Source organism: Streptomyces sp. NPDC047081 (assembly GCF_040643775.1).
Taxonomy (GTDB): Bacteria; Actinomycetota; Actinomycetes; order Streptomycetales; family Streptomycetaceae; genus Streptomyces.
Genome location: NZ_JBEYUY010000018.1, coordinates 33,147 through 49,361, shown reverse-complemented (window position 1 = coordinate 49,361; position 16,215 = coordinate 33,147). Strand labels below are relative to the sequence as shown.

Genomic DNA, 16,215 nt, shown 5'->3' with positions numbered 1-16,215 from the left:
AGGGTTGTTCGCTTTGCGCGGAATTTTCCGGGCATGGAGGAGGGTGCTCCGTGTGTGATCGATCACATGGGCGAATTTCCGGCCATCTACTCTCCGTGATGATGTTGGCCGTCGGAAAGCCGGGAAAATCCGGGTTTTCGGGTGTCTTGATCACGGGAAGTACAGGTTGAGACGCCTTTGAAGTGCGGCATGGGGACCGTGTACGGTCCCGTTCGCCATCCAAGCCGATCACTCTTGAGGGGTCCGGTTGGGTGTCGATTGAGTAACAGACCTTGATGTGAGGCAAAATCTCCGCCTCGAGGCGGGCACAAGTCCGGCCTCTCACGCGTTACGTGCGCTGGAGACACCCGCAGACACCCAGAGGGGGAGAGCGAAATGGCAACGGATTACGACACCCCACGCAAGACCGACGACGACGTCGACTCCGACAGCCTTGAAGAGCTGAAGGCCCGGAGGAACGACAAGTCGACCTCGGCGGTCGACGTCGACGAGTTCGAGGCCGCGGAGGGCCTCGAGCTGCCCGGAGCCGACCTCTCGAACGAGGAGCTGGCCGTCCGGGTGCTGCCCAAGCAGCAGGACGAGTTCACCTGCATGAGCTGCTTCCTGGTGCACCACCGCAGCCAGCTGGCCAGGGAGAAGAACGGTCAGCCGATCTGCCGCGACTGCGACTGAGGACGGGTCGGCCGTGACTGGCTCGACCCCACCTCGGAAGCGCCGCTTCCTCCTGTCGGGAGCGGACCAGGGGCCGCAGCAAGGCCCCCACGGCACGCGTGACGACGAGCGGGGCTCGTCCGGTACGACATCCGGCACCACCGGATCCACCGGATCGGCCTCGCTCGAACCGGCGACCGACCGGGCTGACCTCCCGGTGCCGTCGGAGAAGGAACCCGCGCCCGTCGCCGGACGGCGGGCCGCGGCGATCCGTGACAAGGCGCGAGAAGGCGTCCGCAAGGGCGGCAGCCGGGCCAGAGCGGGCCTGGCGTACCTCGCCGACCGGATCATCGAGAACGCCCCGCGGATCCCCGTACGCGACCTCGCGACGCTCCGCAGGCAGTTCCCGGGCCTCGGGCCCGAACAGCTCGCCGACAAGCTCGTGGCGGGCGCGGCCGTCGCGACCTCGACGGTCGGAGCGGGGGTCGGAGCGGTGGCGATGCTGCCCGTGCCGCCCGCCATGCCGACGGAGATCGCCGCCGAGATCACCGGCGTGGCCGCGATCGAGCTGAAGCTCATCGCCGAACTGCACGAGGTCTACGGCGTACGGCCGCCCGGCAATCTCAAAGAGCGCAGCACCGCCTACCTGAACTCCTGGTCGGGAGAGCGCGGGGTCGACGTGACGAAGCCGTCGAGCATGGGCGGCGCGCTCAACAGCCAGATGAAGCAGCAGCTGCGCCAGCAGATCATGAAGCGCATGGTGCGCGACCTGCCCAACCTGATGCCCTTCCTGGTGGGCGCGGCCGTGGGCGCGGCCATGAACCGCCGGGACACCAAGCGGCTCGCCGAGCGCATCCGCAAGGACCTGCGCAAGATCCAGGTGTCCTGGGACGCGCTGCCCGAGCTGCCCGCCCTGGAGGCCCCCGCGAAGCCGCTGGAGCTCGGGGACATCGCCAGGGAACTGGGCCGCTGAGCGGGCCCTACACCGCCGCCTGACGGGCCGCCTTCAGCGCCTCGGCCAGCCGCTCCGGCTCCCGCGTCGACAGGTACAGGTACGGCGTCGGGTCCTCCGGGTCGGTGACCTCCACCTTCAGCGCACCGGGGATGTAGGCGCGCAGCAGCAGGAACGCGCGCGTGTCCGCCTTGTACGTGCGCCAGGCGCGCGCCTCCTCCGCGTCCAGCACCTCCGCGTCTCCCAGTGCCGTCACGGGGATCTTCGCCTCGCCGGCGATCAGCGAGCCGCCCACGACCCGGATGCGGACCGAGCCGTACGAGCTCGCCACGACCGCCGACGCCGCCGTGCCGCCGACCAGCCCGCCGAGCAGCGGCAGGGTGCCGAAGGGCAGCAGGATCAGGGCGAAGGAGACGCCGACCAGGAAGGAGATCAGCCACCACGAGCGGGGGGCGGTGAGGCGTTCTTCGTACGGGGCGGTCGAGAGCTGCATGGAGCCAAGCTTGGCACGGTGTCCGGATATCGCGGACGCGCGGGTAAGGTCTGCGGCTGTGAGTGGTACTTCCGCAGCTCTGAAGCCTCCCGCCGACGCGGTGAAACCCGTGCGGCACCCCGACGCTCCCGCGCCCGGTGAGCTTCTCGGGGCGCACTACGAACAGTGTTTCGGGTGTGGCGGCGAGCAGCCCCATGGGCTGCACCTGGCGGCGCGGGCCGGCGAAGGCGTCACCATCACCGCGGAGTTCACCGTGCAGGCCGCCCACCAGGGCGCGCCCGGCCTCGCCCACGGAGGCGTGCTGGCGACCGCCCTCGACGAGACCCTCGGCTCCCTGAACTGGCTGCTGCGGACGATCGCCGTCACGGGCCGCCTGGAGACGGACTTCGTGCGGCCGGTGCCGGTCGGTACCACCCTCTTCCTCACGGCCGAGGTCACCGCGGTGGCCGGCCGCAAGATCTACTCGACCGCCACCGGCCGGCTCGACGGCCCCGAGGGCCCCGTCGCCGTCCGCGCGGACGCGCTGTTCATCGAGGTGAAGGTCGACCACTTCATCGACAACGGCCGCCCGGAGGAGATCCGCGCCGCCATGAGCGACCCCGATCAGCAAAGGCGCGCCCGCGCCTTCGAGGTGAACCCGTGAGCCGTGACCCCCTGAACGTGCTGATCCGGCGCGTCGACCCGGACGTACCGCTTCCGTCGTACGAGCACCCCGGCGACGCGGGAGCCGATCTGCGGACCACCGAGGGGTGCGAACTGGCGCCCGGGGAGCGGGTCGTGCTGCCCACCGGGGTGTCGATCGCCCTCCCGGAGGGGTACGCGGCCTTCGTGCACCCCCGGTCCGGTCTCGCCGCCCGCTGCGGTGTCGCCCTCGTGAATGCCCCGGGGACGGTTGATGCCGGGTACCGTGGGGAGATCAAGGTGATCGTGGTGAATCTCGACCCGCGCGAGGCCGTGCGGTTCGAGCGCTTCGACCGGATCGCCCAGCTGGTCGTCCAGCAGGTCGAGAGGGTCCGCTTCCGGGAGGTCGCGGAGCTTCCCGGCTCGGCGCGGGCCGAAGGGGGCTTCGGGTCCACCGGAGGACATGCGGCGGTGGCCGGGACGAGCAGCACAAACGGTGAGGCCGCCATGGGCGGCCCTACGGGTGGGAATCGATACGCTTCGGTCGTATCCGACCGGGAAGGACAGTGACGTGTTCGGACGTCGCAACAAGAAGGGTGCCGCCGAGGACGCGGCCGGCGAGGCCGAGCAGGTCGTCGACAGTGTCGACACTGAGGCGGACGACGAAGAGGTCGAGCGCGAGCGCGTGAGGCTCGAGCCCGAACCGCGGCCCGACGGGCCCTGGGACGACTCCGAGGTGCGCGACCCCGCCGAGGGCCGCGTGGACCTGGGCGGACTCTTCGTGCCTGGCGTCGACGGCATGGAGCTGCGGGTCGAGGTCGCGGGCGACGCGATCGTCGCGGCGACCGTCGTACTGCGCGACAGCGCCATCCAGCTGCAGGCCTTCGCCGCTCCCAAGCGCGAGGGCATCTGGGGCGAGGTGCGCGAGGAGATCGGCTCCGGCATCACCCAGCAGGGTGGCATCGTCGACGAGGTCGAGGGCCCGCTCGGCTGGGAGCTGCGCGCCCAGGTGCCGGTGCAGCTGCCGGACGGCACGGGCGGCTTCCAGGTCGTGCGGTTCGTCGGTGTGGACGGTCCGCGCTGGTTCCTGCGCGGTGTGATCTCGGGTCAGGGCGCGGTGCAGCCGCAGGCGGCCGGTCTGCTTGAGCAGATCTTCCGGGACACGGTCGTGGTCCGCGGCGAGGGCCCGATGGCGCCCCGCGACCCGATCGTCCTCAAGCTGCCGAACGACGCCCAGATGGTCCCCGAGGGCGTCCAGCAGCAGGAGGAGGGCTCGCGCTTCTCCGGCGGCATGGGGCAGCTGCAGCGCGGACCGGAGATCACCGAGGTCCGCTAGACAGCCGTAGACAAGTCATGGCGAAAAGGGCCGTACCCCTGGTGGGGTGCGGCCTTTTTTCATGCGCGGACTCGTGCGCGGACCCTTGACGGCACATTGGTCTGTACCTACGGTCTCGCCTCAACGCCTGGTTCATAAGGGCGCTCTTTGTTCATATATGAGAACGGAGTCGCTGTGCGTAGACCCGCGTTCCTTGTGATCGTCACCGCTCTTGTCGTCGGCGTCCTGGCCCACCCCGCCGACGCCGCCCCCAGCACCTTCGTCCATCCCGGAGTCACCGTCTCCCGGGCGCAGTTGGACTTCGCCCGCACCAAGGTGAACGCCGGCGCCCAGCCCTGGAAGGGCGCCTTCGACCAGCTGCTGGCGAGCAAGTACGCCGACCTGAACCGCACGCCCAAGCCGCGCGCGACGGTCGAGTGCGGTTCGTACTCGAACCCCGACTACGGCTGCACGGACGAGCGCGAGGACGCGATAGCCGCGTACACCGACGCGCTCGCCTGGTACATCACCCGCGACGACCGCTATGCGAAGAAGGCGATCCAGCTCATGGACGCCTGGTCCGGCGTCATCAAGGAGCACACCAACAGCAACGCCCCGTTGCAGACCGGCTGGGCGGGCTCCTCCTGGCCGAAGGCCGCCGAGATCATCAAGTACACGTACACGGGAAGCTGGACGAACTCCGGCCGCTTCGCGACCATGCTCCGCGACGTCTACCTCCCCGAGATCATCAACGGCTCCAACTCCAACGGGAACTGGGAGCTGTCGATGATGGAGGCCGCCGTCGGCATCTCCGTCTTCCTGGAGGACAAGACCTCGTACGACAAGGCCATGGCGAAGTTCCGCACCCGCGCCGCCGCCTACGTCTACCTGTCCACGGACGGCGACCTGCCCAAGACCGTGCCCAGCCAGAACCTCGACACCAAGGCGAAGATCGTCAGCTACTGGCAGGGGCAGTCCACCTTCGTCACCGGGCTCACCCAGGAGACCTGCCGCGACTTCACCCACGCGGGCTACGGCATCTCCGCGATCTCGCACATCGCCGAGACCAGCCGGATCCAGGGCCAGGACCTGTACGGCACCGACGTGGGCGAGCGGCTGCGGCAGGCGCTGGGCTTCCAGTCCAAGTACCAGCTGGGCGCGGCCGTCCCGAGCTGGCTGTGCGGCGGCTCGCTCAAGCTGGGGCTCGGACCGGTCACCGAGGTCGGCTACAACGCCCTCCACAACCGCCTCGGCATCGCGATGTCCAACACCCAGACCCTGACCGAGCAGCAGCGCCCGGCCGGCAGCAACAACCTCTTCGTGGCCTGGGAGACCCTCACCCACGGCGACAACCCCGGCTGAACCGTTGATCGACCGGGCGCCGGGCGGCGATACTGGCGCCCGGTCGACGGGGGAGGCGACATGAGCAGCCAGGTGGTCACCGAGACCATGGTGCGCGTCGAGAACATCCACAAGTCGTACGGCCATGGAGCGGCCGCCGTGCACGCGCTGCGCGGCGTCTCCTTCGAGGTGCCGCGCGGTGAACTCGTCGCCCTCAAAGGGCGGTCGGGATCGGGCAAGACCACGCTCCTCAACATCGTCGGCGGACTCGACGTACCGGACCAGGGGCGGGTGAGCGTCGACGGGCAGGAGCTGTCGGCGCTCGGCGAGGACGGGCTGCTCGCGCTGCGCCGGGACCGGATCGGGTTCGTCTTCCAGTCCTTCGGGCTGATCCCGATCCTCACCGCCGCCGAGAACGTCGGCGTCCCGATGCGGCTGCGCAAGGCGGACGTGCGGGAGCGCGAGGAACGGGTCGAGCTGCTCCTCGCCCTCGTCGGGCTCGCCGACCACGCGCGGCAGCGGCCCGGGGAGCTCTCCGGCGGCCAGCAGCAGCGCGTCGCCATCGCCCGCGCGCTCGCCAACAGCCCCGCGCTCCTGGTCGCCGACGAGCCGACCGGCCAGCTGGACGCCGAGACCGGGCACGCCGTGATGGAGCTGCTGCGCGCCGTCGTCCACAGCGAGCGGGTCACCGCGCTCGTCGCCACCCACGACGCGACCCTCCTCGACCTGGCCGACCGGGTGCTGGAGCTGAGCGACGGGGAGATCGTCGAGCACTGAGCAGGCCCGGCGTCAGAGTTCCGTCAAAGAGAGCCCCCGGGCCGTCGCCGACCCCTTATGTCGTGATTGTTGGCCGTAAGGTCGACGCTGCGTAGGCAGCAGTGACCGGAAGACAATAGGGGCCATGGGACGCGGCAAGCTTCGGATCTACCTCGGTGCGGCACCGGGCGTCGGCAAGACGTACGCCATGCTCTCCGAGGCGCACCGGCGCGTGGAGCGGGGCACCGACTGCGTGGTCGCCTTCGTGGAGCACCACGGCCGGCCGCGCACCGAGGTGATGCTGCACGGCCTCGAAGAGGTGCCGCGCCGGGAGCTGGAGTACCGCGGGGCCGTCTTCACCGAGATGGACGTGGACGCCGTGCTGCGCCGCGCCCCCGCCGTCGCCCTGGTGGACGAACTCGCCCACACCAACATCCCGGGCTCCCGCAACGACCGGCGCTGGCAGGACGTCGAGGAACTGCTCGCCGCCGGCATCGACGTCGTCTCGACCGTCAACATCCAGCACCTCGAATCGCTGGGAGACGTCGTCGAGTCCATCACCGGCGTACGGCAGCGCGAGACCGTGCCGGACGAGATGGTGCGACGGGCCGACCAGATCGAGCTTGTCGACATGTCGCCGGAGGCGCTCAGGCGCCGTATGGCGCACGGGAACATCTACCAGCCCGACAAGGTCGACGCGGCCCTGTCGAACTACTTCCGCCCCGGCAACCTCACCGCCCTGCGCGAGCTGGCGCTGCTGTGGGTGGCCGACCGGGTCGACGAGTACCTGCAGCAGTACCGCAGCGAGCACCGCGTCTCGAAGATCTGGGGCTCGCGGGAGCGGATCGTGGTCGGCCTCACCGGCGGCCCCGAGGGGCGCACGCTGATCCGCCGGGCCGCGCGGCTGGCGGAGAAAGGCGCCGGCGGAGAGGTGCTGGCCGTCTACATAGCCAGCAGCGACGGGCTGACCTCCGCCTCACCGAAGGAACTCGCCCTCCAGCGCACCCTCGTCGAGGACCTCGGCGGCACCTTCCACCACGTCGTCGGCGACGACATACCGGCCGCGCTGCTCGCCTTCGCGCGCGGGGTCAACGCCACCCAGATCGTGCTCGGCGTCTCCCGGCGCAAGAGCTGGCAGTACGTGTTCGGGCCGGGCGTCGGCGCGAGCGTGGCCCGGGACTCGGGCCCCGACCTCGACGTCCACCTCATCACCCACGCCGAGGCCGGCAAGGGGCGCGGGCTGCCGGTGGCCCGGGGCGCGCGGCTCGGCCGGTCCCGGATCATCTGGGGCTGGCTGGTCGGCGTCGGCGGACCGGTCGTCCTGGCGGTGCTGCTGAGCACCATCGACCTCGGCCTCGCCAACGACATGCTGCTGTTCCTGGCGGTGACGGTCGCGGCGGCGCTGCTCGGCGGACTGCTGCCCGCGCTGGCCTCGGCCGCGGTGGGCTCCCTGCTGCTGAACTACTTCTACACACCGCCCCTGCACCGCTTCACCATCGCCGACCCCAAGAACATCGTCGCCATCGTGATCTTCGTGGGCGTCGGCATCTCCGTGGCCTCGGTCGTCGACCTGGCCGCCCGCCGCACCCACCAGGCGGCCCGGCTGCGCGCCGAGTCGGAGATCCTGTCCTTCCTCGCCGGGAACGTGCTGCGCGGCGAGACCGGCCTTCAGGAACTGCTGGAACGGGTCCGGGAGACCTTCGGCATGGAGTCGGCGGCCCTGCTGGAGCGGGTGAGCGAGCACGACCCGTGGACCTGCGCGGGCCGCGCCGGGCCCGGTACGGCGGTCGAGCGGCCCGAGGACGCCGACGTGGACGTCCCGGTCGGCGACCACATGGCCCTTGCGCTGACCGGCCGGGTGCTGCCCGCCGAGGACCGCCGGGTGCTGGCCGCCTTCGCCGCGCAGGCCGCCGTCGTACTGGACCGCCGGCGCCTCCAGGAGGAGGCCGACCAGGCGCGGGCGCTGGCCGAGGGCAACCGGATCCGGACGGCGCTGCTGGCCGCCGTATCGCATGATCTGCGTACTCCGCTCGCCGGGATCAAGGCGGCCGTCTCGTCGCTGCGGTCGGACGACGTGGCGTGGTCCGAGGAGGACCAGGCGGAGCTCCTGGAGGGCATCGAGGAGGGCGCCGACCGGCTCGACCACCTGGTGGGCAACCTGCTCGACATGTCCCGGCTGCAGACCGGCACGGTCACCCCGCTGATCCGCGAGGTCGACCTCGACGAGGTGGTGCCGATGGCGCTGGTCGGGGTGCCCGAGGACAGTGTCGAGCTGGAGATCCCCGAGACGCTGCCCATGGTCGCCGTCGACCCCGGGCTGCTGGAGCGGTCGGTGGCCAACCTGGTGGAGAACGCCGTCAAGTACAGCCCGGCCGGCAAGCCCGTCCTGGTGGCCGCCAGCGCCATCGCCGAACGCGTCGAGGTCCGGGTCGTCGACCGCGGCCCCGGCGTCCCCGACGAGGCCAAGGAGCGTATCTTCGCGCCCTTCCAGCGCTACGGCGACGCCCCGCGCGGCGCCGGCGTGGGCCTCGGCCTCGCGGTCGCCCGCGGCTTCGCCGAGGCCATGGGCGGCACCCTGAACGCCGAGGACACGCCCGGCGGAGGCCTCACCATGGTGCTCACCCTGCGCGCGGAAGGCCCGTGCGCGGAGGTGCTCCCGTCAGCGGAACCCGAAAGGCAGGTCACATGACCCGCGTGTTGGTCATTGACGACGAGCCGCAGATCGTGCGCGCCCTCGTGATCAACCTCAAGGCGCGCAAGTACGAGGTCGACGCGGCCCACGACGGCACCACCGCGCTCCAGCTCGCCGCCGCGCGCCACCCCGACGTGGTCGTCCTCGACCTGGGCCTGCCCGACATGGACGGCGTCGAGGTGATCCGGGGCCTGCGCGGCTGGACCCGGGTGCCGATCCTGGTGCTCTCCGCCCGGCACACCTCCGACGAGAAGGTCGAGGCGCTGGACGCGGGCGCTGACGACTACGTCACCAAGCCCTTCGGCATGGACGAGCTGCTGGCCCGGCTGCGGGCCGCCGTCCGGCGCGCCGAGCCCGTCGGGGCCGGGGACGACGAGGTGACGGTCGTGGACACCGAGGAGTTCACCGTCGACCTGACCGCGAAGAAGGTCAACCGGGGCGGCCGGGACGTACGGCTGACGCCCACGGAGTGGCATCTGCTGGAGGTGCTGGTCCGCAACACGGGCCGACTGGTGAGCCAGAAGCAGCTGCTCCAGGAGGTGTGGGGGCCGTCGTACGGGACGGAGACCAACTACCTGAGGGTGTACATGGCCCAGCTGAGAAGAAAGCTGGAGGCGGACCCGTCGCACCCCAAGCACTTCATCACCGAGCCGGGCATGGGGTACCGGTTCGAGCGGTAGGCCCGCGGGTACGAAGCTGTCAGTGCACCCCGGTACGCTTCAGATATGAGCTCTGTTCCTCGTTCCGAAAAGCCGGTGGGCCGGTTCCGGCGCATGCTCGACCGGCTCTCCTCGTCGCAGGAGGACCTGGAGTCGGAGGAGCTGCGGGAGGACGCCGAGACCGCGGGCTGCGTGCGCATCGGCGACTGCCACGACCGACAGGTCGTCACGGTTACTGGTACCTTGCGCACGGTCACCCTGCGGCCGCGGGCGGGCGTCCCGGCCCTGGAGGCCGAGCTGTTCGACGGCTCCGCCGCGCTGGACGTGGTGTGGCTCGGCCGGCGCTCCATCGTGGGGATAGAACCGGGGCGCAGACTGATCGCATCGGGCCGGATCTCGATGAGCCGGGGCCGCCGGGTGCTGTTCAACCCGAAATACGAACTGAGACCCCTCGGACGGGAGTAGCCGGTGACGTCGCTCGACAAGCCGACAGAGGACACGTCTGCCGACGATGCCCGGGCGGTGACCGAGGCCGCCCTGTTCGAGGCGTTCGGCGGCGTGCGGGGCATGGTCGAGACGGTCCTGCCCGGCCTGCTCTTCGTCACGATCTTCACGATCAACAAGGACCTGCACTGGTCGGCGATCGCCGCCCTCGCCGTGTCCCTGCTGCTCGTGGTGGTCCGGCTGGCCATGCGGGACACCGTCAAGCACGCCTTCAGCGGTGTCTTCGGCGTCGCCTTCGGTGTCGTCTTCGCGATGATGACGGGCAACGCCAAGGACTTCTACCTCCCCGGCATGCTCTACACGCTGGGCCTGGCGGTGGCGTACATCGTCACGACCCTGTGCGGGGTCCCGCTGATCGGACTGATCCTCGGCCCGGTCTTCAAGGAGAACCTCTCCTGGCGCACCCGCAACCCCGGCCGCAAGAAGGCGTACGCAAAGGCGAGCTGGGCCTGGGGCCTGATCCTGCTGGCCAAGTGCGCGATCCTCTTCCCCCTGTACTGGTGGGCCAACACCGCGCAGCTCGGCTGGGTCCTGATCGCCCTGAAGATCCCGCCCTTCCTGCTGGCGGTCTGGCTGACCTGGGTCTTCCTCGCGAAGGCGCCCGCGCCGATCGACGTCTTCGCGGAGATGGAGGCGGAGGAGCAGGCCGAGAAGGAGCGCAAGGCGGCGCTGGCCGCGGAGCACTCCGAGGCGACCGGCGCACGGCACCGCCGCGAGGCGTAGTCAGCGGTACGACGATGAGGGGCGCCCCGCACTCGCGGGGCGCCCCTCATCGTCGTAACCGAAACCCTTAACCCGCCGCGTCCTCGCGGCGCACCGACAGCAGGTCCTCCAACTGTTCCTCCCTGGCCTGTGCGGCCACGAACAGGAGTTCGTCACCCGGTTCCAGGGAGTCGTCGCGGGTCGGGGTGAGGACACGGGTGCCGCGGATGATGGTGACCAGGGACGTGTCCTCGGGCCACTCCACGTCGCCGACCTGGGTGCCGGCCAGGGCCGACTCCTCCGGGAGGGTCAGCTCGACGAGGTTCGCGTCGCCATGGCTGAAGCGGAGGAGGCGGACCAGGTCGCCGACCGAGACCGCTTCCTCTACCAGCGCCGACATCAGGCGGGGGGTGGAGACGGCGACGTCGACGCCCCAGGACTCGTTGAAGAGCCACTCGTTCTTCGGGTTGTTGACGCGGGCGACGACGCGCGGGACGCCGTACTCCGTCTTCGCGAGGAGGGAGACGACCAGGTTCACCTTGTCGTCGCCGGTCGCGGCGATCACGACGTTGCAGCGCTGGAGCGCGGCCTCGTCCAGGGACGTGATCTCGCAGGCGTCGGCGAGCAGCCACTCCGCCTGCGGGACGCGCTCGACCGAGATGGCGGTCGGCGCCTTGTCGACGAGCAGGACCTCGTGGCCGTTCTCCAGCAGCTCGCCCGCGATCGAGCGGCCGACCGCGCCGGCACCGGCAATGGCGACCCTCATCAGTGACCGCCCTCCTCTTCGGGACCCTTGGCGAAGGACGCCTCGACCTTGTCGACCTCGTCGGTGCGCATCATCACATGCACCAGGTCGCCCTCCTGCAGCACCGTCTGCGAGCTGGGCAGGATCGCCTCGCCGAGCCGGGTGAGGAACGCCACGCGGACGCCCGTCTCCTCCTGCAGCCTGCTGATCTTGTGACCGACCCAGGCGGGGGAGGCGTGCACCTCGGCGAGCTGGACGCCGCCGGTGGGGTCGCGCCACAGGGGCTCGGCGCCCGAGGGGAGCAGCCTGCGCAGCATCTGGTCGGCCGTCCAGCGGACCGTCGCGACGGTGGGGATGCCCAGGCGCTGGTACACCTCGGCACGACGCGGGTCGTAGATGCGGGCCGCGACGTTCTCCACGCCGAACATCTCGCGGGCCACGCGGGCCGAGATGATGTTGGAGTTGTCACCGCTGGAGACGGCGGCGAAGGCGCCGGCCTCCTCGATGCCGGCCTCGCGCAGGGTGTCCTGGTCGAAGCCGATGCCGGTGACGCGGCGGCCACCGAACCCGGGGCCGAGCCGACGGAAGGCCGTGGGGTCCTGGTCGATCACGGCGACCGTGTGCCCCTGTTGCTCCAGTGTCTGGGCCAGAGCGGAACCCACTCTTCCGCAGCCCATGATGACGATGTGCACGACCGTCCTTCCGAATGACCGAAAACTACTGCTCAGATCAGGGTCTCAGACCGACGCCCAAGCTACACACGCGCGGTAGGACGTCGGCACCCCCGTGCACGGTTGCCGTGCACAGGGAGTTCTCAGCGGCGGCTGATGCTCCGGATGCTCACAAGTGTCAGGATTCCGAGGCCGACGAGGGTCGCGGCGGCGCCGATCAGTTCGGCGGTGGCGTGCATGGGACCTCCAGGGGGCGGCGACGGCCGGGAATTCGGGCGGTGTTCGTCATATAGACATGCGGGCGCGCTGAGCTGCGGAATCCGCAGCCGGAGGGAGCTCCGATTTCACTCGGAGAGCAGATCGAGGATGGGGGTCCCCCCGCTCGAGCGTGTCGAGAGTGGGGGAGGGTGGTTGGGCACCCGTTCGAACGCCTACGATGCTCTGTTGTGTCCAAACTGACCGACGTGCCCAAACGGATCTTGATCGGGCGCGCACTGCGCAGTGACCGGCTGGGCGAAACGCTCCTGCCGAAGCGCATCGCCCTCCCCGTCTTCGCCTCCGACCCGCTGTCCTCCGTGGCCTACGCCCCGGGAGAGGTGCTGCTGGTCCTGTCCATCGCGGGCGTGTCGGCGTACCACTTCAGCCCCTGGATCGCCCTCGCGGTGGTCGTGCTGATGTTCACCGTCGTCGCCTCGTACCGGCAGAACGTGCACGCGTACCCGAGCGGCGGCGGCGACTACGAGGTGGCCACCACCAACCTCGGGCCCAAGGCGGGCCTCACCGTCGCCAGTGCCCTGCTCGTCGACTATGTCCTCACCGTCGCCGTCTCGATCGCCTCCGGCATCGAGAACCTCGGCTCTGCGGTGCCGTTCGTGGTCGAGCACAAGGTGCTCTGCGCGGTGGCCGTGATCGTGCTGCTCACGCTGATGAACCTGCGCGGCGTGAAGGAGTCCGGCAAGCTCTTCGCGATTCCGACGTACGTCTTCGTCGGCGGCGTCTTCATCATGATCGCGTGGGGTGCCTTCCGCGGGCTGGTGCTCGACGACACCATGCGCGCGCCGACGGCCCAGTACACGATCAAGGCCGAGCACCAGGGCCTCGCGGGCTTCGCGCTCGTCTTCCTGATGCTGCGCGCCTTCTCCTCCGGCTGCGCCGCGCTCACCGGTGTCGAGGCGATCTCCAACGGCGTCCCGGCCTTCCGCAAGCCCAAGTCGAAGAACGCGGCGACCACCCTTGCGGCGATGGGCCTGCTCGCCGTCACCATGTTCTGCGGCATCATCGTCCTCGCCCTGACCACCAAGGTCCGCATGGCCGAGAACCCGGCCACCGACCTGCTCAAGAACGGCATCGGCGTCGGCGCCGACTACGTCCAGAACCCGGTCATCACCCAGGTCGCCGAGGCCGTCTTCGGCAAGGGCAGCTTCTTCTTCGTGGTCCTCGCGGCGGCCACCGCGCTGGTGCTGTTCCTGGCCGCGAACACCGCGTACAACGGCTTCCCGGTGCTCGGCTCGATCCTCGCCCAGGACCGCTACCTGCCCCGCCAGCTGCACACCCGCGGCGACCGGCTGGCGTTCTCGAACGGCATCGTGCTCCTGGCCGGCGCGGCCACGCTGCTGACGGTGATCTACGGCGCGGACTCCACCCGCCTCATCCAGCTCTACATCGTCGGCGTGTTCGTGTCCTTCACGCTCAGCCAGACCGGCATGGTCCGGCACTGGAACCGCCACCTGGCCACCGAGAAGGATCCGGCCAAGCGCCGCCACATGGTGCGCTCCCGCGCGATCAACACCTTCGGCGCCTTCTTCACCGGCCTGGTCCTGGTCGTCGTCCTGGTCACCAAGTTCACCCACGGCGCCTGGGTGGCCCTGCTCGGCATGTGCATCTTCTACGCGACGATGACGGCCATCCGTAAGCACTACGACCGTGTGGCCTCCGAGATCGCGGCCCCCGAGGGCCCGAGCGACGACAGCGTACGGCCGTCCCGCGTGCACTCGGTGGTCCTGATCTCCAAGATCCACCGCCCCACGCTCCGCGCCCTCGCCTACGCCAAGCTGATGCGCTCGGACTCGCTGGAGGCGCTCACCGTCAACGTCGACCCGGCGGAGACCAAGGCGCTGCGCGAGGAGTGGGAGCGGCGCGGGATCGACGTGCCGCTGAAGGTTCTCGACTCGCCGTACCGCGAGATCACGCGGCCGATCATCGAGTACGTGAAGGGGCTGCGGAAGGAGTCGCCGCGCGACGCGGTGTCCGTGATCATCCCCGAGTACGTGGTCGGCCACTGGTACGAGCATCTGCTGCACAACCAGAGCGCGCTGCGGCTCAAGGGCCGGCTGCTGTTCACGCCGGGTGTCATGGTGACGTCCGTGCCCTACCAGCTGGAGTCCTCCGAGGCCGCGAGGAACCGGGCCCGCAAGCGGCAGGAGTGGAACGCGCCGGGTTCGGTACGGCGTGGACCGGCGGATCAGGGCCGGCCGAAGGAGCCGTCGGGCACGGCCGGCTCGTCGGGCCCGTCGGGCGCCGGCAAGGGCTGACGCTCGCTGGTCAGCGGCCGGACGACACCCACGTAGACTGGTGGGCTGTTGTCCGGCCGTTGTTCTTTCCCACCTGTTCTCTCTCGACTCTGGAGCCACTCCGCCATGCAGGCAGAACCGAAGAAATCGCAGGCGGAGGCAGAGGCGCGGTCGCTGGTGGGGGAGGAGTACGAGGTCGAGGTCGGGCCCGTCGCGCACGGCGGGCACTGCATCGCCCGTACCGCCGAGGGCCAGGTGCTCTTCGTCCGGCACGCGCTGCCCGGTGAGCGGGTCGTGGCGCGGGTGACGGAGGGCGAGGAGGGGGCGCGCTTCCTGCGGGCGGACGCGGTGCAGGTGATTTCGGCCTCCAAGGACCGCATCGAGGCCCCTTGCCCCTACGCCGGTCCGGGTCGCTGCGGTGGCTGCGACTGGCAGCACGCCAAGCCGGGGGCGCAGCGGCGGCTCAAGGGCGAGGTGATCGCCGAGCAGTTGCGGCGGCTGGCGGGGCTGACACCCGAGGAGGCCGGCTGGGACGGCACGGTGATGCCGGCCGAGGGCGACAAGCTGCCGGCGGGTGAGGTGCCCCAGTGGCGGACGCGTGTGCAGTACGCGGTGGACGCGGAGTCCGGGCGGGCCGGTCTGCGCCGGCACCGTTCGCACGAGGTCGAGCCGATCGAGCACTGCATGATCGCGGCGCCGGGCGTGAGCGAGCTGGGCATCGAGGAGCGGGACTGGTCCGGGATGGCGTCGGTGGAGGCGATCGCCGCGACGGGGTCCCAGGACCGCATGGTGATCCTGGAGCCGCGGCCGGGTGCCCGGCTTCCGCTGGTCGAGCTGGACAAGCCGGTGTCCGTGATGCGGGTCGAGGAGAAGGACGGCGGGATTCACCGCGTCCATGGCCGGGCGTTCGTGCGTGAGCGGGCCGACGGGCGTACGCACCGGGTGGGCAGCGGCGGTTTCTGGCAGGTCCACCCGATGGCGGCGGACACCCTGGTCAGGGCCGTGATGCAGGGTCTGCTGCCGCGCAAGGGCGAGATGGCGCTCGACCTGTACTGCGGTGTGGGCCTGTTCGCGGGAGCCCTCGCCGACCGGCTCGGCGACAAGGGCGCGGTCCTCGGCATCGAGTCCGGCAAGCGGGCGGTCGAGGACGCGCGGCACAACCTGGCCGACTTCGACCGGGTCCGCATCGAGCAGGGCAAGGTGGAGACGGTCCTGCCGCGCACGGGCATCACGGAGGTCGACCTGATCGTCCTGGATCCGCCGCGGGCGGGGGCGGGGCGGAGGACGGTGGAGCATCTGGCGTCTCTGGGGGCACGGAGGATCGCGTACGTGGCTTGCGATCCGGCGGCGTTGGCGCGGGACCTGGGGTATTTCCGGGACGGTGGGTATCGGGTGCGGACGCTTCGGGCGTTCGATCTGTTTCCGATGACGCATCACGTGGAGTGCGTCGCGATCCTGGAGCCGGCCACCAAGGGTTCCTGACTTGCACGACCAGGCCCTCTAATGAGGTTAGCCTAAGCTAAGTTAATGCTTACTAGGATTCGCCGGCCCTCTGGAGGAGTCGGAGGGTTCTCGGCTGTCGGCCGCGCCCGCCGTCCTCGAG

Annotated in this window: 16 protein-coding genes; 13 read left to right on the top strand and 3 right to left on the bottom strand. The window is 70.3% G+C overall.

The features are described from left to right. The first annotated feature begins 375 nt into the window (after positions 1–375). The gene (locus ABZ848_RS30240; protein WP_005481602.1) at positions 376–672 is read left to right on the top strand and encodes a DUF4193 domain-containing protein; all 297 of its coding nucleotides are present in this window, start codon (positions 376–378) and stop codon (positions 670–672) included. Between the two features lie 13 nt (positions 673–685). Then, on the top strand, positions 686–1,624 hold the full coding sequence (locus tag ABZ848_RS30235) for a hypothetical protein (protein WP_360836997.1): 939 nt from the start codon (positions 686–688) through the stop codon (positions 1,622–1,624). Positions 1,625–1,631: 7 nt separating this feature from the next. On the opposite strand, the gene ABZ848_RS30230 is transcribed toward ABZ848_RS30235, so the two are convergent. Next, positions 1,632–2,096 (bottom strand): DUF3093 domain-containing protein, encoded by a 465-nt coding sequence (locus tag ABZ848_RS30230; protein WP_360836995.1) that lies wholly within the window; start codon positions 2,094–2,096, stop codon positions 1,632–1,634. Positions 2,097–2,154: 58 nt separating this feature from the next. Between ABZ848_RS30230 and ABZ848_RS30225 the strand changes: the two genes are divergently transcribed. From ABZ848_RS30225 to ABZ848_RS30185, 9 genes are all read left to right on the top strand, one after another. After that, positions 2,155–2,739 carry a PaaI family thioesterase gene (locus ABZ848_RS30225; protein WP_360836993.1) on the top strand — a complete coding sequence of 195 codons (585 nt, stop codon included), beginning with the start codon at positions 2,155–2,157 and terminating at the stop codon, positions 2,737–2,739. Beyond that, the gene (gene dut / locus ABZ848_RS30220; RefSeq protein ID WP_360836991.1) at positions 2,736–3,287 is read left to right on the top strand and encodes a dUTP diphosphatase; all 552 of its coding nucleotides are present in this window, start codon (positions 2,736–2,738) and stop codon (positions 3,285–3,287) included. The genes ABZ848_RS30225 and dut overlap by 4 nt, the downstream gene beginning before the upstream one ends. Before the next feature lies 1 nt (position 3,288). Next, entirely contained in the window at positions 3,289–4,053 is a 765-nt protein-coding gene (locus ABZ848_RS30215; RefSeq protein ID WP_360836989.1) for a DUF3710 domain-containing protein, read from the top strand. 174 nt (positions 4,054–4,227) lie between these two features. Then, complete coding sequence (locus ABZ848_RS30210) at positions 4,228–5,394, top strand: alginate lyase family protein (protein ID WP_360836987.1); 1,167 nt, start codon at positions 4,228–4,230, stop codon at positions 5,392–5,394. Between the two features lie 60 nt (positions 5,395–5,454). Then, positions 5,455–6,150, top strand: coding sequence for an ABC transporter ATP-binding protein (locus ABZ848_RS30205; protein ID WP_360836986.1), 696 nt, complete (start codon positions 5,455–5,457; stop codon positions 6,148–6,150). Positions 6,151–6,274: 124 nt separating this feature from the next. Then, positions 6,275–8,818: a sensor histidine kinase KdpD gene (locus ABZ848_RS30200; protein WP_360836984.1), complete on the top strand. Its 2,544-nt coding sequence runs from the start codon at positions 6,275–6,277 to the stop codon at positions 8,816–8,818. After that, positions 8,815–9,501 carry a response regulator gene (locus tag ABZ848_RS30195; RefSeq protein ID WP_360836982.1) on the top strand — a complete coding sequence of 229 codons (687 nt, stop codon included), beginning with the start codon at positions 8,815–8,817 and terminating at the stop codon, positions 9,499–9,501. Before ABZ848_RS30200 ends, ABZ848_RS30195 begins: the two co-directional genes overlap by 4 nt. 45 nt (positions 9,502–9,546) lie before the next feature. After that, positions 9,547–9,945, top strand: a complete 399-nt coding sequence (locus tag ABZ848_RS30190) for an OB-fold nucleic acid binding domain-containing protein (RefSeq protein ID WP_360836981.1) — start codon at positions 9,547–9,549, stop codon at positions 9,943–9,945. Positions 9,946–9,948: 3 nt separating this feature from the next. Continuing rightward, entirely contained in the window at positions 9,949–10,707 is a 759-nt protein-coding gene (locus ABZ848_RS30185) for a DUF3159 domain-containing protein (RefSeq protein WP_360836979.1), read from the top strand. Positions 10,708–10,774: 67 nt separating this feature from the next. On the opposite strand, the gene ABZ848_RS30180 is transcribed toward ABZ848_RS30185, so the two are convergent. Continuing rightward, positions 10,775–11,452: a TrkA family potassium uptake protein gene (locus tag ABZ848_RS30180; protein ID WP_242764802.1), complete on the bottom strand. Its 678-nt coding sequence runs from the start codon at positions 11,450–11,452 to the stop codon at positions 10,775–10,777. Further along, entirely contained in the window at positions 11,452–12,123 is a 672-nt protein-coding gene (locus tag ABZ848_RS30175; protein WP_360836976.1) for a TrkA family potassium uptake protein, read from the bottom strand. Before ABZ848_RS30175 ends, ABZ848_RS30180 begins: the two co-directional genes overlap by 1 nt. 425 nt (positions 12,124–12,548) lie before the next feature. Between ABZ848_RS30175 and ABZ848_RS30170 the strand changes: the two genes are divergently transcribed. Beyond that, positions 12,549–14,633: an APC family permease gene (locus ABZ848_RS30170; protein ID WP_360836975.1), complete on the top strand. Its 2,085-nt coding sequence runs from the start codon at positions 12,549–12,551 to the stop codon at positions 14,631–14,633. Between the two features lie 105 nt (positions 14,634–14,738). After that, on the top strand, positions 14,739–16,094 hold the full coding sequence (locus ABZ848_RS30165) for a TRAM domain-containing protein (RefSeq protein ID WP_360836974.1): 1,356 nt from the start codon (positions 14,739–14,741) through the stop codon (positions 16,092–16,094). Positions 16,095–16,215: the final 121 nt, after the last annotated feature.